Origin of the sequence: Arcobacter arenosus, from assembly GCF_005771535.1 — a bacterium.
GTDB classification, from domain to species: domain Bacteria; phylum Campylobacterota; class Campylobacteria; order Campylobacterales; family Arcobacteraceae; genus Halarcobacter; species Halarcobacter arenosus.
In genome coordinates this window covers 202,870-228,008 of sequence record NZ_VANU01000001.1, presented here as the reverse complement: position 1 = coordinate 228,008, position 25,139 = coordinate 202,870, and the positions used below count along the sequence as shown (strand labels likewise).

31 protein-coding genes are annotated in these 25,139 nt (G+C 28.5%); 25 read left to right on the top strand and 6 right to left on the bottom strand.

What is annotated here, in order from left to right:
- Window positions 1–11: 11 nt before the first annotated feature.
- The 14 genes from rpsQ (at window position 12) to FDK22_RS01120 (ending at window position 7,392) form a co-directional block, all read left to right on the top strand.
- Entirely contained in the window at window positions 12–263 is a 252-nt protein-coding gene (gene rpsQ / locus FDK22_RS01185; RefSeq protein ID WP_138150943.1) for a 30S ribosomal protein S17, read from the top strand.
- Window positions 263–631 carry a 50S ribosomal protein L14 gene (gene rplN, locus FDK22_RS01180; protein WP_138150942.1) on the top strand — a complete coding sequence of 123 codons (369 nt, stop codon included), beginning with the start codon at window positions 263–265 and terminating at the stop codon, window positions 629–631. Before rpsQ ends, rplN begins: the two co-directional genes overlap by 1 nt.
- Window positions 631–861: a 50S ribosomal protein L24 gene (gene rplX / locus FDK22_RS01175; protein ID WP_138150941.1), complete on the top strand. Its 231-nt coding sequence runs from the start codon at window positions 631–633 to the stop codon at window positions 859–861. Before rplN ends, rplX begins: the two co-directional genes overlap by 1 nt.
- A gap of 1 nt (window position 862) precedes the next feature.
- A complete protein-coding gene (rplE, locus tag FDK22_RS01170; protein ID WP_138150940.1) occupies window positions 863–1,411 on the top strand; it encodes a 50S ribosomal protein L5 in 549 nt (182 codons plus the stop codon).
- A complete protein-coding gene (locus tag FDK22_RS01165) occupies window positions 1,411–1,596 on the top strand; it encodes a type Z 30S ribosomal protein S14 (RefSeq protein WP_114838563.1) in 186 nt (61 codons plus the stop codon). The genes rplE and FDK22_RS01165 overlap by 1 nt, the downstream gene beginning before the upstream one ends.
- Window positions 1,597–1,609: 13 nt before the next feature.
- Window positions 1,610–2,008 carry a 30S ribosomal protein S8 gene (gene rpsH / locus FDK22_RS01160; RefSeq protein ID WP_138150939.1) on the top strand — a complete coding sequence of 133 codons (399 nt, stop codon included), beginning with the start codon at window positions 1,610–1,612 and terminating at the stop codon, window positions 2,006–2,008.
- Between the two features lie 9 nt (window positions 2,009–2,017).
- Window positions 2,018–2,551, top strand: coding sequence for a 50S ribosomal protein L6 (gene rplF, locus FDK22_RS01155; RefSeq protein WP_138150938.1), 534 nt, complete (start codon window positions 2,018–2,020; stop codon window positions 2,549–2,551).
- Between the two features lie 10 nt (window positions 2,552–2,561).
- Complete coding sequence (gene rplR, locus FDK22_RS01150; RefSeq protein ID WP_138150937.1) at window positions 2,562–2,924, top strand: 50S ribosomal protein L18; 363 nt, start codon at window positions 2,562–2,564, stop codon at window positions 2,922–2,924.
- 9 nt (window positions 2,925–2,933) lie between these two features.
- On the top strand, window positions 2,934–3,377 hold the full coding sequence (rpsE, locus tag FDK22_RS01145) for a 30S ribosomal protein S5 (RefSeq protein WP_138150936.1): 444 nt from the start codon (window positions 2,934–2,936) through the stop codon (window positions 3,375–3,377).
- 5 nt (window positions 3,378–3,382) lie between these two features.
- Entirely contained in the window at window positions 3,383–3,781 is a 399-nt protein-coding gene (rplO, locus tag FDK22_RS01140; protein WP_138150935.1) for a 50S ribosomal protein L15, read from the top strand.
- Between the two features lie 2 nt (window positions 3,782–3,783).
- Entirely contained in the window at window positions 3,784–5,046 is a 1,263-nt protein-coding gene (secY, locus tag FDK22_RS01135; RefSeq protein ID WP_138150934.1) for a preprotein translocase subunit SecY, read from the top strand.
- A gap of 6 nt (window positions 5,047–5,052) precedes the next feature.
- Window positions 5,053–5,817 (top strand): type I methionyl aminopeptidase, encoded by a 765-nt coding sequence (gene map / locus FDK22_RS01130; protein WP_138150933.1) that lies wholly within the window; start codon window positions 5,053–5,055, stop codon window positions 5,815–5,817.
- A 14-nt stretch (window positions 5,818–5,831) separates the two neighbouring features.
- Window positions 5,832–6,050: a translation initiation factor IF-1 gene (infA, locus tag FDK22_RS01125; protein WP_072682044.1), complete on the top strand. Its 219-nt coding sequence runs from the start codon at window positions 5,832–5,834 to the stop codon at window positions 6,048–6,050.
- Between the two features lie 91 nt (window positions 6,051–6,141).
- Entirely contained in the window at window positions 6,142–7,392 is a 1,251-nt protein-coding gene (locus FDK22_RS01120) for a GGDEF domain-containing protein (protein ID WP_138150932.1), read from the top strand.
- Between the two features lie 71 nt (window positions 7,393–7,463).
- On the opposite strand, the gene FDK22_RS01115 is transcribed toward FDK22_RS01120, so the two are convergent.
- Window positions 7,464–7,676, bottom strand: coding sequence for a hypothetical protein (locus tag FDK22_RS01115; RefSeq protein ID WP_138150931.1), 213 nt, complete (start codon window positions 7,674–7,676; stop codon window positions 7,464–7,466).
- Window positions 7,677–7,688: 12 nt separating this feature from the next.
- On the opposite strand from FDK22_RS01115, the gene FDK22_RS01110 reads away from it, so the two are divergent.
- The 8 genes from FDK22_RS01110 to FDK22_RS01075 all read left to right on the top strand — a co-directional run bounded on the left by FDK22_RS01110 (window position 7,689) and on the right by FDK22_RS01075 (window position 17,651).
- Window positions 7,689–8,465 carry a uracil-DNA glycosylase gene (locus tag FDK22_RS01110; protein ID WP_171012885.1) on the top strand — a complete coding sequence of 259 codons (777 nt, stop codon included), beginning with the start codon at window positions 7,689–7,691 and terminating at the stop codon, window positions 8,463–8,465.
- Window positions 8,462–9,634 (top strand): hypothetical protein, encoded by a 1,173-nt coding sequence (locus FDK22_RS01105; RefSeq protein ID WP_138150930.1) that lies wholly within the window; start codon window positions 8,462–8,464, stop codon window positions 9,632–9,634. The genes FDK22_RS01110 and FDK22_RS01105 overlap by 4 nt, the downstream gene beginning before the upstream one ends.
- 57 nt (window positions 9,635–9,691) lie before the next feature.
- Window positions 9,692–11,455, top strand: coding sequence for an aspartate--tRNA ligase (gene aspS / locus FDK22_RS01100; RefSeq protein ID WP_138150929.1), 1,764 nt, complete (start codon window positions 9,692–9,694; stop codon window positions 11,453–11,455).
- Between the two features lie 17 nt (window positions 11,456–11,472).
- Complete coding sequence (locus FDK22_RS01095) at window positions 11,473–12,270, top strand: metal ABC transporter solute-binding protein, Zn/Mn family (RefSeq protein WP_138150928.1); 798 nt, start codon at window positions 11,473–11,475, stop codon at window positions 12,268–12,270.
- A 121-nt stretch (window positions 12,271–12,391) separates the two neighbouring features.
- On the top strand, window positions 12,392–14,968 hold the full coding sequence (locus tag FDK22_RS01090) for a chemotaxis protein CheW (protein ID WP_138150927.1): 2,577 nt from the start codon (window positions 12,392–12,394) through the stop codon (window positions 14,966–14,968).
- A gap of 82 nt (window positions 14,969–15,050) precedes the next feature.
- Window positions 15,051–16,799 (top strand): YgiQ family radical SAM protein, encoded by a 1,749-nt coding sequence (locus FDK22_RS01085; RefSeq protein WP_138150926.1) that lies wholly within the window; start codon window positions 15,051–15,053, stop codon window positions 16,797–16,799.
- 10 nt (window positions 16,800–16,809) lie between these two features.
- Window positions 16,810–17,217: a thioredoxin family protein gene (locus tag FDK22_RS01080; RefSeq protein ID WP_138150925.1), complete on the top strand. Its 408-nt coding sequence runs from the start codon at window positions 16,810–16,812 to the stop codon at window positions 17,215–17,217.
- Window positions 17,214–17,651 carry a hypothetical protein gene (locus FDK22_RS01075; protein WP_138150924.1) on the top strand — a complete coding sequence of 146 codons (438 nt, stop codon included), beginning with the start codon at window positions 17,214–17,216 and terminating at the stop codon, window positions 17,649–17,651. Before FDK22_RS01080 ends, FDK22_RS01075 begins: the two co-directional genes overlap by 4 nt.
- A gap of 57 nt (window positions 17,652–17,708) precedes the next feature.
- On the opposite strand, the gene FDK22_RS01070 is transcribed toward FDK22_RS01075, so the two are convergent.
- The gene (locus FDK22_RS01070; protein WP_138150923.1) at window positions 17,709–18,350 is read right to left on the bottom strand and encodes an adenylate kinase; all 642 of its coding nucleotides are present in this window, start codon (window positions 18,348–18,350) and stop codon (window positions 17,709–17,711) included.
- A 121-nt stretch (window positions 18,351–18,471) separates the two neighbouring features.
- Here FDK22_RS01070 and FDK22_RS01065 point away from each other — a divergent pair, with 121 nt between their 5' ends.
- From FDK22_RS01065 to FDK22_RS01055, 3 genes are all read left to right on the top strand, one after another.
- Entirely contained in the window at window positions 18,472–19,041 is a 570-nt protein-coding gene (locus FDK22_RS01065) for an adenylate kinase (RefSeq protein WP_138150922.1), read from the top strand.
- On the top strand, window positions 19,041–19,805 hold the full coding sequence (locus FDK22_RS01060) for a competence/damage-inducible protein A (protein WP_138150921.1): 765 nt from the start codon (window positions 19,041–19,043) through the stop codon (window positions 19,803–19,805). The genes FDK22_RS01065 and FDK22_RS01060 overlap by 1 nt, the downstream gene beginning before the upstream one ends.
- Window positions 19,806–19,936: 131 nt before the next feature.
- On the top strand, window positions 19,937–20,647 hold the full coding sequence (locus FDK22_RS01055; protein WP_138150920.1) for a 2OG-Fe(II) oxygenase: 711 nt from the start codon (window positions 19,937–19,939) through the stop codon (window positions 20,645–20,647).
- On the opposite strand, the gene FDK22_RS01050 is transcribed toward FDK22_RS01055, so the two are convergent.
- The 4 genes from FDK22_RS01050 to FDK22_RS01035 are packed head-to-tail and all read right to left on the bottom strand — an operon-like array spanning window position 20,644 to window position 25,090.
- The gene (locus FDK22_RS01050) at window positions 20,644–21,306 is read right to left on the bottom strand and encodes a tetratricopeptide repeat protein (RefSeq protein ID WP_138150919.1); all 663 of its coding nucleotides are present in this window, start codon (window positions 21,304–21,306) and stop codon (window positions 20,644–20,646) included. The genes FDK22_RS01055 and FDK22_RS01050 overlap by 4 nt on opposite strands.
- On the bottom strand, window positions 21,303–22,325 hold the full coding sequence (locus FDK22_RS01045) for an alanine racemase (RefSeq protein WP_138150918.1): 1,023 nt from the start codon (window positions 22,323–22,325) through the stop codon (window positions 21,303–21,305). Before FDK22_RS01045 ends, FDK22_RS01050 begins: the two co-directional genes overlap by 4 nt.
- Before the next feature lie 6 nt (window positions 22,326–22,331).
- Window positions 22,332–24,161 (bottom strand): excinuclease ABC subunit UvrC, encoded by a 1,830-nt coding sequence (gene uvrC / locus FDK22_RS01040; RefSeq protein WP_138150917.1) that lies wholly within the window; start codon window positions 24,159–24,161, stop codon window positions 22,332–22,334.
- 41 nt (window positions 24,162–24,202) lie between these two features.
- Window positions 24,203–25,090: a hypothetical protein gene (locus tag FDK22_RS01035; protein ID WP_138150916.1), complete on the bottom strand. Its 888-nt coding sequence runs from the start codon at window positions 25,088–25,090 to the stop codon at window positions 24,203–24,205.
- Window positions 25,091–25,139: the final 49 nt, after the last annotated feature.

Genomic DNA, 25,139 nt, shown 5'->3' with positions numbered 1-25,139 from the left:
GGATCTAAAGTATGACACATAAAAGAGAGATTCAAGGTGTTGTAGTAAAAAAATCTGGTGATAAAACTGCTTCAGTATTAGTTACTAGATACGTTTTACACCCAAAATACCACAAGACTGTTAAGAGATTTAAAAAATACTTAGTTCATGATGAAAGAAATGAGTTAAATGAAGGTGATACTGTAATTGCTATTGAGTGTAGACCATTATCAAAAACTAAATCTTTCAGATTAAAGAAAATTGTTGCTACAGGAGTTAAATAATGATTCAAAGTTTTACTAGATTAAATGTAGCTGATAACACTGGTGCTAAAGAGATCATGTGTATCAAAGTTCTTGGTGGAAGTCACAGAAGATATGCTTCTGTTGGTGATGTAATTGTAGCATCAGTTAAAAAAGCTTTACCAACTGGTAAAGTTAAAAAAGGTGCTGTTGTTAAAGCTGTTGTTGTAAGAACTCATAAAGAAGTTCAAAGAGAAAACGGATCTTTAATTAGATTTGATGACAACGCTGCAGTTATCCTTGATGCTAAAAAAGAACCAATTGGAACAAGAATCTTTGGACCTGTAGCTAGAGAAGTTAGATATGCAGGATTCATGAAAATTGTTTCACTTGCTCCGGAGGTACTATAATGGCTTTAAAAATTAAAAAAGGTGATACTGTAAAAATCATCGCTGGTGATGATAAAGGTAAAACTGGTGAAGTTTTAGCTGTAATCCCATCAAAAAAACAAGTAATTGTAAAAGATTGTAAAGTTGCTAAAAAAACTGTTAAACCATCTGAAGAAAATAAAGATGGTGGATTTGTAAACAAAGAGATGCCAATTGATATCTCAAATGTAGCAAAAGTAGAAGGTGAATAATATGGCATCAAGATTACAAGTAAGATATAACGAAGAGATTAAACCAGTTTTAGAAACTGAATTTCCTAAAAATAAAATGTTAACTGCTAAATTAGACAAAGTTGTTATCTCTGTTGGTGCAGGTGAAGCAATGAAAGATTCTAAATTAATGCAAAACATTCAAGATACAATCTCTTTAATCGCTGGTCAACAAGCTGTTAAAGTTATTGCTAAAAAATCAGTTGCTGGTTTTAAAGTAAGAGAAGGTTATCCTGTAGGTGTTAAAGTAACTCTTAGAGGTGAACAAATGTATACATTCTTAGATAAATTATGTTCAATCGCTTTACCAAGAGTAAAAGACTTTAGAGGTTTAAACAGAAATGGTTTTGATGGTCAAGGTAACTTTAACTTTGGTCTTGATGAACAATTAATGTTCCCAGAAGTAGTTTATGATAACATTATCAAAACTCACGGTATGAATATTTCAATTTCAACAACTGCTAACAATGATCAAGAAGCATATAGATTATTAGAGCTTGTTGGAGTTCCATTTACTAAAGGAAGAGCGTAATGGCAAAGAAATCTATGATTGCTAAACAAAAGAGAACTCCTAAGTTCTCTTCAAGAGCATATACAAGATGTTCAGTATGTGGTAGACCACATTCAGTATATAGAGACTTTGGTCTTTGTAGAGTATGTTTAAGAAAAATGGCTAACGAGGGATTACTTCCTGGCGTTAAGAAATCTAGTTGGTAGGAGAATAAAAGCTATGATGAATGATATTATCGCAGATGCTTTAACTAGAATTAGAAATGCTGCAATGAGAAAATTAGAAGTTGCAACATTATTACATTCTAATACAGTTGTTGGTATCTTAGAAGTTTTACAACAAAAAGAGTATATTGAATCTTTCAAAGTAATTGATGGTGAAAATAACAAAAAGACTATTCAAGTAACATTGAAATATGACGATAACGACAACTCAGTTATTAACGAAATCAAAAGAGTTTCAACACCAGGTAGAAGAGTTTACAAGGGTGCTGAAGAGATTAAAAGTTTTAAAAACGGATATGGTACAATCATTGTTTCTACAAACAAAGGTGTAATTGCAAATGATGAAGCACACGCTGCAAAAGTTGGTGGTGAAGTGCTTTGTACTGTATGGTAGGAGAGTGTAATGTCTAGAATTGGAAAAAAACCTATCGCTATCCCATCAGGTGTTGAAGTAACAGTTGATGGTACAGTAGTAAACGTAAAAAAAGGGAACAAAACTATTCCTGTTGAAACACACGGAAGAGTTGAAACTAAAATTGAAAACAATGAAATTGTTTTAGAAAAAGTTGGAGAAACTAAAGAATCTTCTGCTTTCTGGGGAACTTATAGAGCATTAATTAACAATGCAGTTGTTGGTTTATCTGAAGGTTTCCAAAAATCTCTTGAAATCAACGGTGTTGGTTATAGAGCTGCTGTAAAAGGTAAAGTATTAGAACTACAATTAGGTTATTCTCACCCAATTAACTATGATATCGCTGATGGATTAGATATTACTGTTGAGAAAAACATTATTCACGTAAAAGGTGCTGACAAACAACAAGTTGGTCAAGCTGCTGCAATTATTAGAGGCTTTAGAGCTCCTGAACCATACAAAGGTAAAGGTGTGAAATATACTGACGAGCATATCGTTAGAAAAGCTGGTAAAACTGCTAAGTAAGGTGTGAAGTATGAGTAGAGCAAAAGATTTATTAAAAAAGAACTCTTTAAGAGCAATCAGAAAAAGAAGAGTTAGAGGAAGTATCGGAAGAGGTACAGCTGAAACACCTAGAGTAACAATTTTCAAATCAAATAAATACTTAAGTGCACAAGCAATTAATGATATTGATGGTGTTACATTAGCAGCTTCAGGTTCTAAAGCTTTAGGACTTGGTGCTAATAAAGAAAGTGCAGTAAAAGTTGCGGCAGAGTTTGCAGAAAAACTAAAAGCTGCTGGAATTGAAGTAGTTAAATTTGATAGAAATGGGTACCTTTATCATGGTGTTGTTGCAGCATTCGCTGATGCACTTAGAGATAACGGTATTAAATTATAAGGGTTAATGATGGCAGCAGTAAATAGAGAAGATTTTCAAGAAGCAATCGTTAAAATCGGAAGAGTAACAAAAGTTGTAAAAGGTGGTAGAAGATTCAGATTTACAGCTTTAGTTGTTGTTGGAGATAAAAACGGTACAGTAGGATTTGGAACAGGAAAAGCAAAAGAGGTTCCTGATGCAATTAAAAAAGCTTTAGATGATGCATTCAAGTCTTTAGTTAAAGTTAACATTCATGGTACTACAATTACACATGATATTGAACATAAATATAATTCAAGTAAAATTCTTTTAAAACCAGCTTCAGAAGGTACAGGACTTATCGCAGGTGGTGCGGCTAGACCAGTACTTGAGTTAGCAGGTGTTAAAGATATTATTGCAAAATCTTTAGGTTCAAACAATCCAAATAACCTTGTACAAGCTACAGTTGAAGCATTAGCAAGAATCAAAGGATAAGAAAGATGGCATTAGATAATTTACAACCAGCATCTGGTAGTACTAAAAACGTAAAAAGAGTTGGTAGAGGTCAAGGTTCAGGAATGGGTAAGACTTCTACTAGAGGTCAAAAAGGTCAAAAATCAAGATCTGGATACAAAATTAAAAGACACTTTGAAGGTGGTCAAATGCCACTTCAAAAAAGAGTTCCAAAAATTGGATTCTTTTCAAGAGTATCTAAGCCTTATACAATTAACGTTGAAAAAGTAAAACAAGTGGCAGCACTTGAAGAGATTACAGTTGAAACTATTAAATCTGTATACAAACTTTCTAAGTCTGTTACTAAAGTGAAATTAATTGGTGCAACTGCAAAAGACTTAGCATCTAAAATTAAAGACGAAAACGTAACAACTACTGGAAATTAATTATGAGTAAAGATCTAATAAATAAGATTCTTATTACATTAGGTTTTATTTTACTTTACAGGTTACTGGCATACGTGCCAGTTCCTGGAGTTAATATAGACGTAGTTAAAGAATTCTTCGATTCAAATGCAAACAATGCATTAGGTCTTGTTAATATGTTTAGTGGTAATGCAGTTGAAAGACTGTCTATTATTTCACTAGGTATTATGCCTTACATTACAGCTTCAATTATTATGGAGTTATTAGCAGCAACTTTCCCTAACCTTGGTAAAATGAAAAAAGAACGAGATGGTATGCAAAAATATATGCAAATCATTAGATATACAACTATTGTAATTACTTTAATTCAATCTGTTGGTGTATCAATGGGTCTTAATTCATTAACTGGACAAAGTGGACAAAGTGCAATTTCAATTGATATGGATACATTTGTAGCTGTATCATCAATTTCTATGTTAACTGGAACAATGCTTCTTATGTGGATTGGTGAACAAATCACTCAAAAAGGTATTGGTAACGGTATTTCATTAATTATCTTCGCTGGTATTGTTTCTGCAATTCCAAGTGCAATTGGTGGAACTGTTGATTTAGTTAATAATGGACAAATGAATTTCTTAACAGTAATTGCTATTTTAGTAATTATTTTAGCTACTGTTGGAGCAATTATCTATGTAGAATTAGGTGAAAGAAGAGTACCTGTTTCTTACTCTAGAAAAGTTATGATGCAAAATCAGAAAAAAAGAGTAATGAATTATATTCCAATTAAAGTGAATTTATCAGGTGTTATTCCAGCTATTTTTGCAAGTGCTATTTTAATGTTCCCAGCAACAGTGTTACAAGGAACTCAAAATAAATATTTACTTATGGTAGCTGACTTTTTAAGTCCACAATCATATACATTTAATGTACTTATGTTTTTATTTGTAGTTTTCTTTGCATTCTTCTATGCATCAATTACATTTAATGCAAAAGACATTTCTGAAAACTTAAAAAAACAAGGTGGTTTTATTCCTGGTGTTAGACCTGGAGCATCAACTGCTGATTTTTTAAATGAAGTAGCTAGTAGATTAACTCTTTGGGGTGCAATCTATTTAGGACTTATTTCAACTTTACCATGGCTAATTGTAAAAGCTATGGGTGTTCCTTTCTATTTCGGAGGGGTTGCTGTACTTATTGTTGTTCAAGTTGCAATTGATACTATGAGAAAAATTGAAGCTCAACAATATATGAATAAGTATGAAACTTTAAGTGCAGTTGGACTGTAATTAATTATGGCTATTCCTTTAAGAAAACCAAACGAAATATCTAAATTAGCAACGGCATCTCAAGCCGTTGCTAAAACACTAAAATACCTAGAACAAAATGTTAAAGCAGGAATGACTCTAAAAGAGGTTGATGAAATGGGTGAAGCATATTTGCGAAACCTTGGTGCAAGACCATCTTTTAAAGGATTATATGGCTTCCCTGGAGCTATTTGTACTTCATTAAATGAAGTTATTATTCATGGAATTCCTGATGATACAGTTTTAAAAGAGGGTGATATTTTAGGATTAGATGTAGGTAGTGAAATAGATGGATGGTATGGTGATGCGGCAATTACTATGCCTATAGGACAAATATCAAAAGAAGATGAAGCTTTAATTGCTTGTTCGAAAGATGCTTTATATCATGCAATTAGCATAATAAAAGAGGGAATGCGATTTAAAGAATTATCTTTAGAAATAGAGAAATTTATTGTTAATAGAGGTTTTCAACCATTAACAAGATTTTGTGGACATGGTATTGGTAAAAAACCTCATGGAGAACCTGAAATTCCTAATTATTTGGAATCAGGAAATGCAAAATCAGGTCCAAAAATAAAAAATGGTATGGTATTTTGTATTGAGCCAATGATTTGTCATAACTCACGAGAACCAGTTATTTTAGAAAATGAATGGGATGTAGTAAGTGAAGATGGATTAAGAGGTAGTCATTATGAGCATACAGTTGCTGTAGTAGACGGAAAAGCAGTGATTTTAAGTCAAGTAGATGAGTAAACTTAGGAGACAAAGTGGCAAAAGATGATGTAATAGTAATTGATGGAAAAGTGATTGAAGCTTTACCAAATGCTATGTTTAGGGTTGAACTAGATAATGGACATGTTGTATTGTGTCATATTTCAGGAAAAATGAGAATGCACTATATTAAGATCTTACCTGGAGATAAGGTAAAAGTTGAAATAACTCCTTATTCTTTAGATAAGGGAAGAATTACACATAGATATAAATAACAATTAGAGACAATATAAATATAGATTATTTTTATTGTCTCTATATTCTTTTGTGTTATAATATGTAAAAATTTATTAAGTGCATATTATAATGGAAAACATAGAACTACTTTCAAAACAAACTTTAGAGAATTTAAAACAACAAAATAAAGTATTTAGCCCTGAAAATTATGAAAGGGAATTCTTTAAACTTTCAACACAACAAAATATATTTTTTGAAGAAAAACAACAATTAGATTCAATAAAAAATAACTTATGTAAAATAGAAAAAAAATCAATTAATGAGAATGTTACTTTTAAAGAGATTTCAGAGATTTTAATTAAAAGAATAAATAGCCAACAGGTAAAACTTTTTTTAAAAGATTTATCTCATTTTATGACACCATCATTATCAAAAGATATTAAAAACGATATTGATAAATTTTGTGAAGAGATATCAAATAATCCAAATCAATTAATAAATATTGATAATCTTAGAAGACTACGTGAATTAACAAATCTTAGAATAAAAGATGATAAAAATATTTACAACGAAAAAAATGAAGATATAAAAAAACTTATTAGATTTTTAGTTGATATATTTACAAAAACTGTTAATGAAACAAATATTACACTTGATAAAATTATTGAAATAAAAAATGAAATAAAGAATTTGGATTTATCTGATTCTTCAGCTAAGCAAATTAGTTTATTACATAAAAAATTGATTAATAATATTGATGAGATTGAAAATAAACTAAAAGTAAATAATGAATCAATTATTAATTCACAAAAAGATACTAATGATTTATATGATCAAATTGAAAATTTAAAATGTAGTCTAGATAAAGCAGAAGAGGAAAAATCAATTGATTATCTAACTGGTGTTTTAACTAGAAGAGCCTTTGCCCAAGAGAGTAAAAGAGCTGATAACGAATATAATGTTTTTGATGCAAAATATGCCGTTGTATTTTTTGATATTGATCATTTTAAAAAAATAAATGATAAATATGGCCATGATTGCGGTGATAGTGTACTTTACACCTTTGCTTCAATCTTAAATAGATTAACTAGAAATGAAGATATTATTTGTAGATATGGTGGTGAAGAGTTTGTTGCAATAATTCATTATAATTGTTTATTTGATGTAACAAATTACCTAAAAAGAGTCAAAAATATTATCTCAAGCAATAAGTTTATATATAGAGAAAATAAAATTGAAGTAAAATTTTCAGCAGGTGTTGCCCTTAGAATAAATTATAATAATTTTGATGAGACCTTGAATTTTGCTGATAAACTTTTGTATAAAGCAAAAGGTTTAGGAAGAAATAAAATAATACTTGATAATAATGAAGTATTATAATAAACACAACTATGAAGACTAAATGAAATTCTGCCGCGCGTGAATTTACAAATAAGTCTTCATAGAACTATTTACTTAATTGTTCTTTTTGTTATATTAATCTCTTCTTCAATAAACTTTTTTTGTTCAATCATAAAATCTAAATGTTTTTTTAATAACTCTTTATCTTCATAGGATTTTATAATAAACTCATACAATTTTGGCCTATTCTTTTTCCAGTTATGCAAGGTTGTTTTATTTACATCTAAATCTTCTTCTAATTTTCTAAAACTTGGTATACCCATTATAATCCTTATGTGAATGGTATCGTACAATATAATGGAACAAAAGTCAATATATTTATTAGTTTTGTTCAAAACAATGGAACAAATATATACAAAAGAAGTTTTTTTGTAAAATTCATTATGACAAAAACAGTTAAAAATAAAATTTTACACCAACTAAATTTTCTAAAAACAATTGGTTATAACTATCATGAAACAGTTACAATTTCAAATTTTGATGTAAATGGAAACAGTTTGCCTAATAATCTGAATGAGTTAAATTTAATTATGGAAAACTGTTATTTATGTGAATTATCAAAATCAAGAAGAAATGTTTTATGTGGTCAGGGAAATCCCAATGCCCAAATTATGTTTATTGCAGATGAACCAACTGCAAGTGAAGATGAATTAAAAAGTTTTTTTGTTGGAAAAACGGGTGAAACCTTAGCCAAAATGATTGAAAATGTATTACTATTAAAAAAAGAGGATGTATTTATAACTACTTTAACTAAATGTAAAAGTTTAGATAGTATAACACCGGCATGTTTTAACAGTTGTAATTCATATTTATATAAACAAATTGATATTATAAAACCTAAGTTGATTGTTCTTTTAGGTGAAAAAACATATCAATATCTGTGTAATGATACTAGTAGTTCATTTTTAAAAATTAGAGGTCAAATGACAAAGTTCAATGAGTATGATGTTTTGCCAACTCATAGTGTTTCATATCTTTTAAGAAATCCTTCTTCAAAAAAAGAAGCCTTTCATGATATGCTTAAAATTAAATCTATTTTGGAGTTAAATTGAAAAATATAATATTAATATTAGTAGCATTTTTTGTTTTTATTGGTTGTGCACCTAAAGAGGTTGTTATTGATAAAAAACCTGTTCAAACAAAAAAAGAAGAGTTTGTTTTAATTCAAAATGAATCAAATCAAAATTCAATGTATCAAAGGGTAAAAGAGAATACAATTATTGAAGATAATGGCATAAATAAAATTGCTATTTTATATCCTTCAAGAATAGTAGGAAAATATGCAAAAAGTACAATTAGTACAATTTCTGCTTTTTTAATTTACAATGACAAGCCTTTTGTGATTGAAACATTTGATACTTATGATGAAAATCCAGAAAATATTCTTGAACAATTAAATTTTTTAAAAGAGGGTGGTTTTTCAAAAGTTATTGCAATGTTTACATCTAATGGTTTTAATACTTTAAATTTAGATAGTGATAGCTCTTTTGCTAATTTTTACTTTCCTTTAATTAATAAATCTGAAGTTAAAACTCAAAAATCAAATTTTATTTTTGGTGGAATTTCATATGAAGAACAATTACAGGTATTAGAAACTTTATCAAGTAATAGAAATACAATGTTTTACGTTAAGTCGTATCTTGGAAATAAATTAAAAGAATCATATGAACAAATATTTTCAAATCCAGGGATAATTAAAGAGATAGAAAGGGCTAATAATAGATATAAGTATATTATGGAAGATGAAAGAATTGTAGGAAATACAATTATTGTTAATACTCCAATTGTAAAAACTTCAATTATCCTTTCTCAACTTACAGCCTTTGAAGTTAATCCTATAAAAGTTTTATCAACACAGTTAAACTATAATCCACTTTTGATAAAACTAACTCAAGAAAGAGATAGAGAAAACTTTTTTGTTGTAAGTTCAATCGAAAATGTTGATAGTTTTCTTGAAGAGTATACAAAACTTCTTGGGGGTGATGTAACTTATAATTGGGTTGATTATTCATCTTTAGTTGGAGCAAACTATTTATTGTATTCTCAAAATAAACAAGAGGAAAAAAGTAATAGTTTTATAATTATGGAAGAAAAAAATGAAAATGATAAAGAGTTAAAAAAAGAGATTATAAAAACAAAAGTAATTGAGAATCAAGCAGATTATAAATCTACATTATATGGAACAACGCCATATGGCTTTTCTAAAATGGAACTTAATTAAGTAAGATTTAGATATAATCGCGAATTATTAAAAAAAGATATATAGACGGAGTCAGATTTGAGAACGCATTATTGTACAGAAGTAACAGAAAAAAACATTGACGAAATTGTAACAGTAGCTGGATGGGTAAATAGTAGAAGAGACCACGGTGGAATTATTTTTATTGATTTAAGAGATAGAGGTGGTTTAGTTCAACTAGTTTGTGACCCAGCAGATAATAAAGATGCATGGGAAGTAGCTGACAGTGTAAGAGATGAGTTTGTTTTAATTGCAACAGGTAAAGTAAGAGCTAGAGGTGAAGGTTTAGAAAATCCAAATCTTATCACTGGAAAAATCGAAATTGTAGTTGAAAAGTTAGTTATTGAAAACAAATCAAAACCTATGCCTTTTGAATTAGGTGATGAAAAAGTTAATGAAGAGATTAGATTAAGAAATAGATTTTTAGAATTAAGAACAAAAAGATCTCTTGATATTTTTAAATTAAGAAGTACAGCAAATATTGCAGTTAGAAATTGCCTAAATGATTTAGGATTTTTAGATGTTGAGACTCCAATTTTAACAAAATCAACTCCAGAAGGAGCTAGAGATTATCTTGTTCCAAGTAGAGTTCATCCAGGTGAATTTTATGCATTACCACAATCTCCACAATTATTTAAACAATTATTGATGGTATCTGGGTTTGATAAATATTTCCAAATTGCTAAATGTTTTAGAGATGAAGACTTAAGAGCAGATAGACAACCTGAATTTACTCAAATAGATGTTGAGATGAGTTTTTGTAACCAAGAGGATGTGATTAAAGTAGCTGAAAAATTAATCCATGATACTTTCACAGCTTGTGGTAAAAATGTTCCAACAACTTTCCCAAGAATTACATATAAAGATGCAATGGAAAAATATGGTTCAGATAAACCTGATATGAGATTCGATATGGCAATGGTTGATGTTATCGATATTTTTGCAAATTCTACAAATGAAATTTTTGCTTCAATTGCACAAGATAAGAAAAACAATAGAATCAAAGCACTAAGATGTCCAAATGGAGATAATCTATTCTCAAAAAGACAGATGAAAGGTTTTGAAGATTATGTTAGAAAATTTGGAGCTAAAGGTTTAGGTTACTTCCAAATGAAAGAGGATGGTTTAAAAGGTCCTTTAACTAAATTCTTTTCAGAAGAGGATTTAGAAGCAATCGTAAAAACAACAGAGTTAGAAGTTGGAGATGTTGTATTCTTTGGAGCTGGAGATAAAAAAACTGTTTGTGATTATATGGGAAGATTTAGACTTTACCTTGCAGAGCAAATGGATATTATCCCTGCAGATACTTATGAATTTATCTGGGTTGTTGATTTCCCAATGTTTGAAACTGAAGATGGAAAAACAAAAGCACTTCACCACCCATTTACAATGCCAAATTTAGAAAAATGTGATTTAAATAATGTTGAAGATTTAGAGGATATTGAATCAATTGCTTATGATATAGTATTAAATGGTACAGAATTAGGTGGTGGTTCAATCAGAATTCATAAAGAAGAGATTCAAGAAAAAGTATTTGAACTTATGGGAATCTCTCAAGAAGAAGCTAATGAAAAATTTGGATTCTTACTTGAAGCATTAAGATATGGTGCTCCAAGTCATGGAGGTTTTGCTCTAGGTTTTGATAGAATGATTATGTTACTAGCTGGAACTGATTCAATTAGAGATGTAATTGCGTTCCCTAAAACTCAAAGAGCACAATGTTTATTAACTCAAGCACCAAGTGAAGTTGATAATGATCAATTAAAAGAACTTGCACTAAGAGTTAGAAAAACAGAAATCTAATTAGAAAAAGAGGTAGTATGAAAAAAATATTCTTAATACTACTTCTTTTTACAACTTTTTTATTCTGTAGAGACACTGTCACAATTACTTATCCTGTACAGGAATATTTTATAAAAAAAATAGCTAACGATGAACTTTATATTAAAACAATTTTTTCTGAAGATTATGACTTATCAAAAATTGAAGAGAAAACTTTTGATGATTTAGCTTTTAGCAAATATTATTTTACCTTTGACTTACCCATTGAAAAAAAGATTATTGATATTTTTAAATCTAAAAATAAAGAGATAAAAGTTATTAATCTTAATAAAAATATCTCAAAACTTAAAACCAAAAATGGTTTAGACAATCCTTATCTTTGGATGGATCCAGTTCTTTGTAGAGAGTATGCAAAAAACATCTATGAACAATTAGTAAATATGCAAGAATACAATAAAGATTTTTTCAAAGATAATTATGAAAAATTTTTAGAAGAATTAGACGAAACATATTTATATTTAAAAAAAAGAATTGATAACTCCGAAGTATATGGATTTTTGGTATTTAATGAAAAACTTGATTACTTTGCAAAAAGATTTAGATTAAATGTATATCACAAAGAAAATAGAGTGATTTATTTAAATGAAGTTTCAAATTTTTTAGAATTTTCTCAACAAGTGCATTTACGACATATTCTTCTTGATGTTGGAAATAACTATAAAATTGCACAATCTTATGCAAACTATATAGATGGACAAATTATTGAAATTGATGTTTTTGAAAGAAATTGGAAAATATCAATTTATGCATTAGTTAGAAGATTAACTACTTTATAAAATCCCTTTTTTAATCATAAGAAAAAATTATTTATTTGAAAAGTAGATTTTTTATACAGTTGTATAAAAGCTTTTTTTTTGATATGTAGTATCATTATACTATCAAAAATGAAGGATGTTTATGTCAAAAAATCTAATCAATTATAAAGGTATAAATGTAAAAAAAGAGCTCTATCCCATAATAAAATATATTGAAGATGTTGAAAAATATAGAGAAGAGTTAGGAACTTTAAGTTCATCTTGGGATATCTATGCACTTTTAGGACAATTAGGAGATATAAATATTGATATAGGGAAAACAAAAGAAAACTTTTTAAATCTTACTTCAACTTTATTAAACCATTTAAGTGAAGAAACAATCAAAAAAGTAACTGCTGAAATGAATTTTAAAGCACAAGTTGCAATTGATATTGTTATAAGAAATCTTTTTGAAAGAACAGCTGATATTGGTTTTCTTGCAACTGATGATGATATTAGATATTTTATTAAAAACTATGTTTCAAAGTATAATGATGATAGCAAAGGTTTAAAAGATAAAATAAAAAATAGATTTCAAGAATATGTTGATAAGTATTCTGTTTATTTTGACATTGTCCTAGCAGATAGAAATGGAAGAATTTTAGCTAGGTTAGATGAAAATACTTCTGGTGATTTTATTGATAAAAAATTTATTGATAAAGTTGTTAATACTAGTGATGAGTATGTAGAAACTTATCAGTCCCATGACTTTTTACCAAAATTAAATAGGTCATTAGTATATTCTTATAAAGTTACAGAAAACAATGACCCAAACTCTACGACAATGGGTGTTTTATGTTTATGTTTTAAATTTATTGATGAGATGAGAGGTGTCTTTGATAATCTAATTGACCCTTCAAATAAAGAGTGTCTAGTTTTATTAGATGAAAATGGTTATGTTATAGCTTCAAGTGATAGAAATCATATCCCATGGGATGTAAAAGTACCTATTGTAAAAGATGAAACTTATAAAATTATAACTTTTCAAGGTAGAGATTATATAGCAAAAAGTTGTGAAACCAAAGGATATCAAGGTTTTATGGGTTTAAATTGGTATGGTCATATAATGATTCCTTTAGAATATGCTTTTTTAAGTGATGTATTAAATGACGTAAATTATGATAAAAAAGTTATTGATTCAATGATGGAAAATGAAAACCATTTCTCAAAAGATTTAAAAGAGGTATTTAATAAAAGTAAAACTATTCAAGATAATCTAAGTCGTGTAATTTGGAATGGTAATATTGCTCAAAGTAAATTAAACTCTTCAAATAGAGGATTCTCTAAATCACTTTTAAATGAGATTGGAATAACTGGTACAAAGGCAAATTCCTCTTTAAATAATTTAAATAAAACTATTATAAGTTCAATTTTAAAAGATAGTGAGTTTCTATCATCTTTGGCTATTGATATTATGGATAGAAATCTTTATGAAAGAGCAAATGATTGTAGATGGTGGGCTTTAACATCATCTTTTAGAGAGATGTTTGATGAGCCTTCTTCTTTAGCTTATAATGAAAAAGAAATCTCTTCAATTTTAAAATATATCAATGACTTATATACAGTATACACAAATTTAATAGTATTTGATAAAGATGGGAAGATTATAGCTGTATCAAATGATAATGAAAAACATCTTGTTGGGAAAGTACTGTCTCAAAATTGGGTTGGTGATACTTTTAAATTACAAGATACACAAGAGTATTGTGTTTCAAAATTTGAAAAAACAAATCTATACAATAATGAGTCAACCTATGTTTATTGTGCTGCAATTAGGTCATCTAAGGATGATTCAATAATAAATGGTGGAATAGCCATTGTATTTGATTCAAAACCACAATTTAAAGCAATGCTTGAAGATTGTTTGCCTACAAAAAACGATGGAGTTTATGCCTTTTTTACAAATAGAGATAAAACAATTATCTCAACAACAAGTGAAAAATATGAAGTTGGTTCAAGACTTGAAATTGAAGATAAATTTTTTGAACTTAAAAATGGTGAAAAACTAAGTGAAATTATAGAAAGAAATGGTAAATACTATGCTATTGGAGTTAGATGCTCAAGTGGTTATAGGGAATATAAAAGTAGTAATGATAAATATAAAAACGATGTTTTATCTTTTGTTTTTATTTATATAGGTGAGAAGAAAGACAAATTAATTTACAAAGAAAGCAGTACAGAGAAGTTTTTAAATAAAAACACAAATAAAAAGTTTGATGAAAACAGTGTAGAACTTGCAACATTTTATTTAGGAAATAAATTTTTAGCAGTTGAAGCATCAAATGTAATTGAATCTGTAGGAATTGAACAATTACAAGAATCAATAGAAATGGACAAGAAAAACCACTTTAAAGGGATGGTTTTACACAAAGAAAGATTAATCTCAGTACTTGATATAAGAGATTTTTTAAATGAAGAGATAAAAGACAATGAAGTAGATAATATTATTCTTTTTGAGTACGATAAAGATAATAAAGGACATTGTGTTGGAATTTTAGTTTCTTCCCTTGAAAGTATTTCAGTTGTTCAAAGATCTTCAATACAAAATATTGAAAGTCACTTTTTAGGTTCAGGAACATTAATAAAAAGTTTAGTTGATATAAATGATTTTGGAGAATCACAAGTTGCGATGTTACTTGATATTAAAAAGATTGATGAAAATTTAACTGAAAATTTATAATTAGAATTAAAGTCTTAAATATATGTAGATTAACAAAGATTTTGGCACAATACGGAAAAATATATAAAGAGTCAAAATTTAAATGAATAATATAAAAACAAAATTTTTACCAACAACTAAAAAAGAGATGGATGCCTTAGGCTGGGATCAATGCGATGTTATCCTAATAAGTGGTGATGCATATATAGATTCTCCTTTTATAGGCGTTGCTGTTGTTGGGAGAATTTTAGAACAACTTGGATTTAAAGTTGGAATTATTGGGCAACCTGATATTAAAAGTGATGATATTACTAGACTTGGTGAACCAAAACTTTATTGGGGAGTTAGTGGTGGAAGTATTGATTCAATGGTATCAAACTACACTGCTACAAAAAAGTTTAGAAATTCTGATGATTATACTCCAGGTGGAAAAAATGATAAAAGACCTGATAGGGCAACATTAGTTTACACAAATCTAATTAGAAGATTTTATAAAAATACAGTTCCCGTTGTTTTAGGTGGAATTGAAGCAAGTTTAAGAAGAGTTACTCACTATGACTATTGGACAAATAAGTTAAGAAAACCAGTACTTTTTGATGCAAAAGCTGATTATTTAATATATGGTATGGGTGAAATGGCAATTAGAGAGTTCTCTTTAGCCCTTAGAGATGGAACAGATCCTAGAAAAGTTAGAGGTGTATGTTATATCTCAAAGGAGCCAGTTGAAGAGTATATCCAACTTCCATCACACCAAGAGTGTTTAGATGATAAAGAGAAATATATAGACCTTTTTGATCATTTTTATCAAAACAATGACCCTATAAATGCAAATGGTCTTTGTCAAAAAGTTGATACTAGATATGCTATTCAAAATCCTCCATGTGATTATCTTGATGAAAAAGAGATGGATGAGATTGCAATGTACCCATATCAAAGGGATTTACACCCTTACCACAAGCCAGAGGGAAAAGTAAAATGTTTAGAAACAATTAAATTTTCTATTCAAACTCATCATGGTTGTTGGGGAGAGTGTAACTTCTGTGCTATTGGAGTTCATCAAGGAAGAACAATCCGTACTAGAAGTGAAGCAAATATTATCCAAGAAGCAAAAGATTTTACAAAAATGAAAGACTTTAAAGGAATCATTTCTGATGTAGGAGGTCCTACTGCTAATATGTATGGATATGAGTGTGGTAAAAAACTTAAAAAGGGAACTTGTGATGATATAAGATGTGTAGACTTTGATAGACTTTGTAAGGTTATGAAAGTTGACCACAGTAGAAGTATTAAATTGCTTCGAGATATTAGAGAAGTACCAGGGGTTAAAAAAGCTTTCGTTGCTTCTGGATTAAGATATGATTTTATTCCAGCAGATAAAAAACATGGCTATACATATTTAAAAGAGTTAGTTGAACACCATATATCTGGACAAATGAAAGTAGCTCCTGAACATACCTCTGATAGAGTTTTAAAACTTATGGGTAAACCAGGGAAACAGCCATTAATAGAATTTAAAAAGATGTATGATAGATTAAACAAAGAAGCTGGTAAGAAACAGTTCTTGACATATTATCTAATTGCAGCACACCCAGGATGTGAAGAAAGAGATATGCATGAATTAAAACAATTTACAACCCATGAACTAAAAATGAATCCTGAACAAGCTCAAGTTTTCACACCAACTCCTGGAACATATTCTGCTGTAATGTATTATACAGAACTTGATCCAGAAACAAGAAAACCGATTTTTGTTGAAAAAGATACTTTAAGAAAAGAAAAACAAAAAAATATTGTGATAGATAAAAAATACTATCAAAGAAGAAAAAGTAGTGGCGCATCAATGCAAAGCTAAAGGAGTAGCTATGAAATATATTTTATTATTAATCCTTTTATTAAATGGATTATTTGCATCATCTTCAGAGTTTATTGAGAAGATGAATTATGAAACTATTTATGAAAAAGCTTTAGAAAGGGCAATAAAAGAAAATAAGTCTATTATGATGATTGCTAGTACTAAATCTTGTCCTTGGTGCCGAAAACTAGAAAGACAGACACTTACAAGAGATAATATTAATAATATAATTCAAAAAAACTTTGTCCCTTTAGCTGTTGACCAAGACTTAAAAAATTATCCAAAAAAGTATGAAGTAAAAGTTGTGCCAACTGTATATTTTATTAATCCTAAAGATGAAAGTGTAATAAAAAAAGTTTTAGGATATAAAAATAAAAAAGAGTTTTCTAAAATCTTAGATGAGGTGGTTTCAAAATGAAAAAGTTGATTATTCTGTTTCTTACGTTTGTTTATTCTTTTGCCCTTACTCCATACTCTTTAGAAAATATAAAAGAGGTAAACCTAAAATTTTTAAATAAAAAAGAAAATATCTCAAAAAAGCTTGAAGAAAAGATTACTAAAAAAGTAAAAGAAGAGCTTGAAAAATTAGGAATTAAAACAAATACTCAAAACTATTCAAACTTTATAATTAAAGCAAAAATAGTGAAAATTGCTGATAAACAATTTGTTCAAACCTCTATTATGATAGTTGAGGATATCAAGCCTGTAAGAGATGAATCTCTTCTTACCATAGCAATTACTTATAAAAAAGATGATAGTTTTATTGCTGAAAATTTAGAAGTAGATATTTATGAATCTATAGTTGATTATTTGTTAGAAGATTTTATAGAACAATATAAAGCTGAAAATTAAATCATAAAAAAAAGGGGCAACAATAAAGTCGTCCCTTTTTATATTTTGTGTAAGAAATTACGCTAAAGCGTTAAACATATCTTCTGTTACTTCTGAAACCTCTTTTGTTCCATCAAGTTCCATAAATACACCCATTTTAGTATAGAAATCAATTAGTGGTGCAGTTTGTGCATGGTAAGCTTCTAATCTGCTTTTTACAGTTTGGGCATTATCATCTTTTCTAATAATTAATTCACCACCACAGTAGTCACATACATTTTCTTCTTTTGAAGGATTAAACTCTACGTGAAATGATGCTCCACATTTAGAACATACTCTTCTTCCTGTGATTCTTCCAACAATTAATTCATCTGGAACATTTAGTGAAATCACTTTATCTAAGCTAATTTTCATTGTTGCCATTAACTCATTTAAAGCTTCAGCTTGAGCTAAAGTTCTTGGGAAACCATCTAAAATAAAACCTTCTTTACAGTCATTTTCAGCAAGTCTATCTTTAATAATACCAATAATTGTTGAATCAGGAACTAATTGCCCAGCATCCATAAATTTTTTAGCTTCCATACCCATATCTGTTTTATCAGCAATTGCTGCTCTTAGGATATCTCCAGTTGAGATTTGTGGAATATTATATTTTTCTATTAAAAATTTTGCTTGAGTTCCTTTACCAGCTCCAGGTGCTCCAAATAGCATTAAGTTCATGTTTCTTTTCCTTAGTTTTTCTTTTTTGATTTGAGTATTGTATTCAAAAACCATTTAATATCAAATAAACAATTCATAAGAGTTTTGATATAATTGCCACTTCAAAAATTAAAGGTCTTAAATGAAAAAATTATTTTTAATTATTGGTGCACCTGGAAGTGGAAAAACTACAGATGCCGAACTAATAGCTGAAAATCACAAAAATATTACACATTATTCAACTGGTGATATGTTTAGAGCAGAAGTTGCAAGTGGAAGTCAAAGGGGAGCTTTAATTGATACATATATTAGTAAAGGTCTTATTGTTCCAATTGATATTGCCATTGAAACAATTATAACAGCAATAAAAAACGCTCCAACTGATGTAATTATAATAGATGGATATCCAAGAAGTTTCGAACAAATGAATGAATTAGATAAATATTTAGTAGATGAAACTGAAGTGGAATTAGTTAATGTTATTGAAGTTGTTGTTTCACCTGAAGTAGCAAGAGACAGAGTTTTAGGTCGAGCAAGGGGTGCCGATGATAATGTGGAAGTTTTTAACAATAGAATGAAAGTTTATATTGAGCCTTTGAAAACAATTCAAGAGTTTTATGAATCTAAAAATCTATTAGCAAAAATAGATGGGGAAAGAACAATCAAAGAGATTGTTGATGAAATGGATACTTTTATAAAATCAAAAATATAATGAAAAATCAACCTAACTTTTACAGCGTAATTATTGGAACAGAATTACTAAATGGGCGAAGAAAAGATGCCCATTTCTCTTTTTTAAATGAACAATTATTAAAACGAAATTGGAATCATAAAGCCTCATTTGTAATTGAAGATGATGTGGAACTTATGGAAAAAATATTCCAACTTATTAAGTCAGATAAAAACTCAGTAATGTTTTGTTTTGGAGGAATTGGTGCAACTCCTGATGATTATACAAGAGCCATAGCTGCAAAAGTTTTTACTGATGATAAAATGGAATACCATGAAAAAGCAAAAGAATTAATAATAAATCAATTTGGTGACGAAGCTTATCCTTTTAGAATAGAGATGGGACATTTACCATTAAATGCAGGATTATTAAAAAATGTTGTAAACAATGTTCCTGGTTTTTATTTAGAAAATAGATTCTTTTTTACTCCAGGTTTTCCTTCTATGAGTCAATCAATGGTTATTGAAGCATTAGATAAATTTTATCCTAAAAATGAGATTGAAAAATATAGAAAAACTTTAACTGCATTTTGTGGAGAAAATGATTTAATCCCTGTAATGAAACAAATGCCAAAAGAGATTGAACTATCTTCATTACCTAAAATACTGAATAAAAAAAGACAAGTAGTATTATCTTTAGCATCATTTAATGAAAAAATTTTAGATGATAACTTTGAAAAATATATAAAATATTGTCAAAAAAATAATATAGAATTTATTTTAGAAGATGTAAGCAACCCAAATTAATCTTTTATTAGTTAAAAAAAAGTGCCTTTTCTAGGTACTTTATTCCCCTACAATTTAAGTTAAGTTTATTTTTAGTAAAAAACCTTTTTTTTCAATTATAATGTCATCCTTATTTTATTTTAGGAACAAGATTGAAATTAGAACAAATTAGTAATTTTGTCTTTTGTGACAATAGACTAAATGAATTTGAGTTAGAGTTTGGATTACTTCCTAATCCATATTACGATTATCCATTTTTGATTATCAAAGACTTTTTAGCTGAATCTTTATGTGATGATATTATTAAAAATATCAAAAAAGAAGATGATTATATTGATGCAAAGATTAAAAAAGAAAACTATCTAAATGAAACAGATAAAAGTATTAGAAAAACAAAAATCTATAAGCTATCAAATGAATATAAAAATATTTATAAAAAAAGATTTTTAGAATGTCAAAAACTGATTGAAGATTTTTTTTCAATGGCTTTAACAACTAGTACAAAAGTTCAAGTTTTAGAGTACCAAAAGGGTTCTTTTTATAAAGCACATAGCGATGATTCAAATATGATTTTAAAAGATGATGAATTAGTAGGTTTTAAAAATGTAGCTTTAAATAGAAAAATTACAACTGTATTGTTTGCTAGTTCTTGTAAAGATAACGATGATTTTAACACATTTAGTGGTGGAGAGTTAGTTTTTAATTTTTTATATGATGAAAAGGGAAACAACATAAAGTATATTCCAAAAGCTGGGGAGATGATTGTTTTTTTAAGTAATCCCTATTTTACCCATGAAGTTTTAGAAGTAAAAAGTGGATATAGATTAAGTTTAGTTCAATGGCATGATGCTTTGATAAACTAAGGTTTATTATAAAAGTTAAATTTCCAACCTTTATCTTCTGGATATTTTTTTAAATTATAATCTTTCCAAACTTTGATACATTTTTTATTTCCAATCTCTTTACCTTTTTTTGCAAAGGCATGGGCTCTACCAAAGTTTGGGAAAACTCCTTTACCACTTGCATACATAAAAGCTAAATTACATTGGGCCTCTATTAATCCTTGCTTTGATGCTCGTTCAAAATATTTCACTGCCATTTTAAAATCTTTTTCTATAACTACACCATTAACTAAAAATACTCCCAAGATATTTTGAGCAGGTGCGTAGTTTAGTTTTGAAGATTTTATAAAAGAGTTATATGCATCAACTAGATTGTAGTAGGGTGTTTTTTTATTTAATTGAAGTTTTCCCAATAGATAAAAAGCTTCAGGGTCGTTTAGTTTTGAAGCTTTTTGTAAATATTCATATGAAGTTTGAAAACTTCTTTGAACCTCTTTACCATTTGCATAAATTTTTGCAATTTCAATCATTGCTTTTGTATTGTTTTTTGAAGCTAAGTTTCTGTAGTGGGATAAAGCTTCTAAAGTCCCATATTTTTTTTCATGGTTTTTTACTTCTTCAAAGCTTATTGCATTTAATATATTTATGAAAACAACTAATGCAACAATTGTTTTTTTCATTTTATAACTTTTTTGATACCTGGCATTAATGTTGTTGTTATTTCATAAGTGATTGTGTCATGAATTTCTGCTAATTTTTTTACATCATCAAAAATACAAACCTCTTCATCTGAAGAGTTTATAGAAAGATTATCCATTGAAACTTTACCTAAAACTTCATATCCTTTAGGAGTAAAATATTTATGTTCTCCATTAAGTCTTAAAAATCCATCTCCATATCCAACATCATATGTTGATATTTCCATTTTTTCTTTTGCAATAAATTTTCCACCATATCCAACTTTTTGATTTTTTTCTATTGTTCTTGTTGAAATTTTATTTGCCCAAAGTGACATTACAGGTTTCAATTTTGGATTGTCAAAGATAGGATTTGTTTCTAAATATCCATATTGAGCTATTCCTACTCTTGCAAAATCTTCATCGAAATTCTTAAATCTAAATAAAGCGGATGAATTAGCAGAATGAAACTTAGGAATTGGTAAAAAAAGTTGTTCACATATTTCACACACTTGTTTTTTCACTTGATTAAAAACTGACCTTTGAAAGAAAAAGTCACATGAAAGCTCATCAGCACTTCTATAATGGGTCATTACACCCGTTAAATTTAAATTTTTACTAGAAAGCCCTAAAATAGCCTCTTTCAGAGTTTTGGTGGTTATTCCATTTCTATGCATTCCTGTATCAACTTTTAAGTGAACATTCGTATTTTCGGGTAACCTTTCGATTTCTTCAATTGTATTCACAACTATGTGAAAAGTATGTGAATAAGTTGAATAACTTCTCTCAGCAAGAATTAAGATTTGCTCAAAAAAAGACTCAATTTTTTTAGCTTCTTCAAGAGTTCTCACTACTGCTTTTGTTATTCCAAACTCTTTTGCTAAGCTAGCAATCTCAAGAAGTCCATGTCCATATGCATTATCTTTTAGTACTACAGCAGTTTTTTCTTTTGAGCCTGTTTGTTTTGTAATTATTTCTAAATTATGAAAGTAGTTTTCTTTGTTTAAAACAATTTTTGCCAAAGTGAGTTAATCCTTAAGTGTGTTAAAAAATTCTTGTAGAAGAATAGCATCTTTTTCGTTTAGAACATCTTTTAATTCATCTTTATTTGCATTTCTTATATTTTCAAAAGATCCAAAATATAAAAGAAGTTTTTTTACCTTTGCTTCTCCAATCCCTTTGATTTGAAGGAGTGAAATTTTACTATCCTCTTTTCTTTTTTGCTTCTTATGAAATGATATAGCAAATCTATGGGCTTCATCCCTAAGTCTTTGTATAAATTGTAGCCTTTTATCTGTTGGAAGAAGTTCAAGCTTTTCTATTTCGCCATTATTTTCAAAAAATACAATATCCTTTGCACTTCCTTTTGCTCTATGGGCTTTGAAATCTAGTTTCTCTTTTGCAATTGCACAAATATCAAGATTTACTCCACAAGAATTTCTAATATCAATGGCAAGTTTAAGAAGTGTTTCTCCCCCATCAATAACCCACATATCAGGAGCAGGATTTTTTTCAAAACTTTCAACTCTTCTTATTAGAGTTTCTCTCATTTGGGCATATTCATCTTTAGCTTCAAGGTTATAATGTCTAAAATCAGACTTTACAAACTTTTCTTCCCAAGTAACCATTGCTCCAACTGTTGCTTGTCCCATCATATGAGAGTTATCAAAACACTCAAATCTATAAGGTGTTTTTTCTAAGCTAAAAAGCTCTTTTATCTCATCATAAACTGATTTTGATGTTGCACCACTTAGTCTTAAAAGTTCATTTGCATTGTTCAGTCCAACTTGAACAATCTCTTTTTTCTTTCCTCTTTTTGGGTTTGTTATTGGGATATTTTTTGAAAATTTATTTTGAATAAACTCTTCAATCTCTTGTTTCTCTTCTATATCATGGGCAACGATAATCTCTTTTGGTAAAAGTGGAATTTCATTATCATAGTAATTTACAATGGCTCTTTCATAGGCTTCATTTATATCAATTGTAATATCTTCTTTATTTGGTTTAATATAATCATGGTTTGAAGATGCAAGTTTCCCGTCCCTGAAAAACATTCTAACTAAGGCAGCTTTATTGTCTTTGATACTTATTGCAAAAAGGTCTATGTCTTCATTTGTAGCTAAATCCATACCTGTTTGGATTTGAGATTTTTTGATTGTTGTGATTCTATCTCGAAGTTTCATTGCTTCTTCAAATCTAAATTCACTACTATACTCTTCCATTTTTGATGTTAGTTTTGAAATTAGTTTGTTTTTATTGTAAATAAATCCCAATGCTTCATCAATAAGTTTTGCATAATCCTCTTTTGTAATCTTTCCTTCACATGGAGCATGACATTTTTTTATTTGGTAAAAAAGACAAGCCTCTTTACCTTTGATACAAGATTTTTTTTGAACTAATGGAACTATTTCATAAATAGAATCAAGCATATCTCTTGCACCAGTAGAATAGGGACCAAAGTATTTGACATTTTTATCTTTTAATACTCGTCTTGTAATCTCAAGCCTTGGGAAATCTTCATTTAGATTTATATAAATATATGGATAGGTTTTATCATCTCTAAGTAAAATATTGTATTTTGGTTTTAACTGTTTGATAAGAGAATTTTCCAAAATAAGAGCATCATGCTCATTTGGTACAACAATCCACTCTAAAGACTCAACTTCACTAATCATCTTATAAATTCTAGGGCTTAGTTTATCAGATGGTAGAAGTTTTGGAGTAAATTTAAAGTATGACTTTACACGGTTTTTTAAAACCTTTGCTTTTCCTATGTAAAGTAGTTTTCCATTTCTATCGAAGTATTGATATACTCCAGCATCTTTAGGTAGTTGTTTTAGTTTCTCTTCTAAATTCATTTTTGGATTATATCAAAAATATCTTAACCTGAAGGAGTAGTTTATTGATAATTTATATAATAAGGCTTTTCCCAAATTTTTCTACCAAAACTCTCTTCAAAACCTAAAATCTCTTTTGGACTCATGATTTTTGTATCAGTTTCATAAAATATTTTAAATCCACTTTTTGCAATATCTAGTTCTTCTTGAGTATAAAGATTATTATAAATTTTTATTTTTACGGCAGGGTTCCCATGCCCATCTATATTATAGATTAGATTCACATTATTAAATTTTTCAACTTCATCTTTTTTTCTTAACATTCTTGGATGAAACATATGAACTATTAACTCTTTTTTATTTAAATTATTCTCTTGAATATAATCATTTACTAATCTTTGTACTTCATTTAAATCTTGAGCAAATATATGACCTACATATCTTCCCGGAGGATATCTTCTATGTTTTGGGATTTTAAATTCTGGGTCAATTGCAAGGTGTACTTTATCATATTTAAGATATTCTAATACAATCTTTACTGCTTCACTTGGGCTATTTGTTCCCATTTGAAGGTCTATTATTACTTTAAAGTTTTCCTTCTTTGCTCTATTGATAAAGTTCATTAAACTTTTGTGAGATAGTCTTAGCATATAATCATTTCTTCTTCCTGCATCAGGAGTAGCTAATCCATAGATAATATGAAATGCCATTTGAACTTCAAATTTGTCACCTAATTCTTTTTCATAAAATAATTTTTTTTCGTGCATTTTTTTTACTAGTTCATCTAAACTACTTTGTCCTAAGATACCAAGAGATTTTGTATTGGGTCTTCCATAAAAACCTATTAAGATTTTTTCCTTTTCAATGGCAGTTTTTAGTGTATTATTTGCAAAGCTATTGTTTACAAAAAATAATATAAAAAGCATTGATGTTTTTATAAATTTTCCCATTATTATTTTCCCCAAAATATTTTAAAAGTGGAAGTATAATGTAATATAA

Coding starts and splice junctions, on each gene's coding strand:
- rpsQ (WP_138150943.1), top strand. CDS start 12: ATGACACATAAAAGAGAGATTCAAGGTGTTGTAGTAAAAAAATCTGGT.
- rplN (WP_138150942.1), top strand. CDS start 263: ATGATTCAAAGTTTTACTAGATTAAATGTAGCTGATAACACTGGTGCT.
- rplX (WP_138150941.1), top strand. CDS start 631: ATGGCTTTAAAAATTAAAAAAGGTGATACTGTAAAAATCATCGCTGGT.
- rplE (WP_138150940.1), top strand. CDS start 863: ATGGCATCAAGATTACAAGTAAGATATAACGAAGAGATTAAACCAGTT.
- FDK22_RS01165 (WP_114838563.1), top strand. CDS start 1,411: ATGGCAAAGAAATCTATGATTGCTAAACAAAAGAGAACTCCTAAGTTC.
- rpsH (WP_138150939.1), top strand. CDS start 1,610: ATGATGAATGATATTATCGCAGATGCTTTAACTAGAATTAGAAATGCT.
- rplF (WP_138150938.1), top strand. CDS start 2,018: ATGTCTAGAATTGGAAAAAAACCTATCGCTATCCCATCAGGTGTTGAA.
- rplR (WP_138150937.1), top strand. CDS start 2,562: ATGAGTAGAGCAAAAGATTTATTAAAAAAGAACTCTTTAAGAGCAATC.
- rpsE (WP_138150936.1), top strand. CDS start 2,934: ATGGCAGCAGTAAATAGAGAAGATTTTCAAGAAGCAATCGTTAAAATC.
- rplO (WP_138150935.1), top strand. CDS start 3,383: ATGGCATTAGATAATTTACAACCAGCATCTGGTAGTACTAAAAACGTA.
- secY (WP_138150934.1), top strand. CDS start 3,784: ATGAGTAAAGATCTAATAAATAAGATTCTTATTACATTAGGTTTTATT.
- map (WP_138150933.1), top strand. CDS start 5,053: ATGGCTATTCCTTTAAGAAAACCAAACGAAATATCTAAATTAGCAACG.
- FDK22_RS01120 (WP_138150932.1), top strand. CDS start 6,142: ATGGAAAACATAGAACTACTTTCAAAACAAACTTTAGAGAATTTAAAA.
- FDK22_RS01115 (WP_138150931.1), bottom strand. CDS start 7,676: ATGGGTATACCAAGTTTTAGAAAATTAGAAGAAGATTTAGATGTAAAT.
- FDK22_RS01095 (WP_138150928.1), top strand. CDS start 11,473: ATGAAAAAAATATTCTTAATACTACTTCTTTTTACAACTTTTTTATTC.
- FDK22_RS01090 (WP_138150927.1), top strand. CDS start 12,392: ATGTCAAAAAATCTAATCAATTATAAAGGTATAAATGTAAAAAAAGAG.
- FDK22_RS01085 (WP_138150926.1), top strand. CDS start 15,051: ATGAATAATATAAAAACAAAATTTTTACCAACAACTAAAAAAGAGATG.
- FDK22_RS01080 (WP_138150925.1), top strand. CDS start 16,810: ATGAAATATATTTTATTATTAATCCTTTTATTAAATGGATTATTTGCA.
- FDK22_RS01075 (WP_138150924.1), top strand. CDS start 17,214: ATGAAAAAGTTGATTATTCTGTTTCTTACGTTTGTTTATTCTTTTGCC.
- FDK22_RS01070 (WP_138150923.1), bottom strand. CDS start 18,350: ATGAACTTAATGCTATTTGGAGCACCTGGAGCTGGTAAAGGAACTCAA.
- FDK22_RS01065 (WP_138150922.1), top strand. CDS start 18,472: ATGAAAAAATTATTTTTAATTATTGGTGCACCTGGAAGTGGAAAAACT.
- FDK22_RS01060 (WP_138150921.1), top strand. CDS start 19,041: ATGAAAAATCAACCTAACTTTTACAGCGTAATTATTGGAACAGAATTA.
- FDK22_RS01050 (WP_138150919.1), bottom strand. CDS start 21,306: ATGAAAAAAACAATTGTTGCATTAGTTGTTTTCATAAATATATTAAAT.
- uvrC (WP_138150917.1), bottom strand. CDS start 24,161: ATGAATTTAGAAGAGAAACTAAAACAACTACCTAAAGATGCTGGAGTA.
- FDK22_RS01035 (WP_138150916.1), bottom strand. CDS start 25,090: ATGGGAAAATTTATAAAAACATCAATGCTTTTTATATTATTTTTTGTA.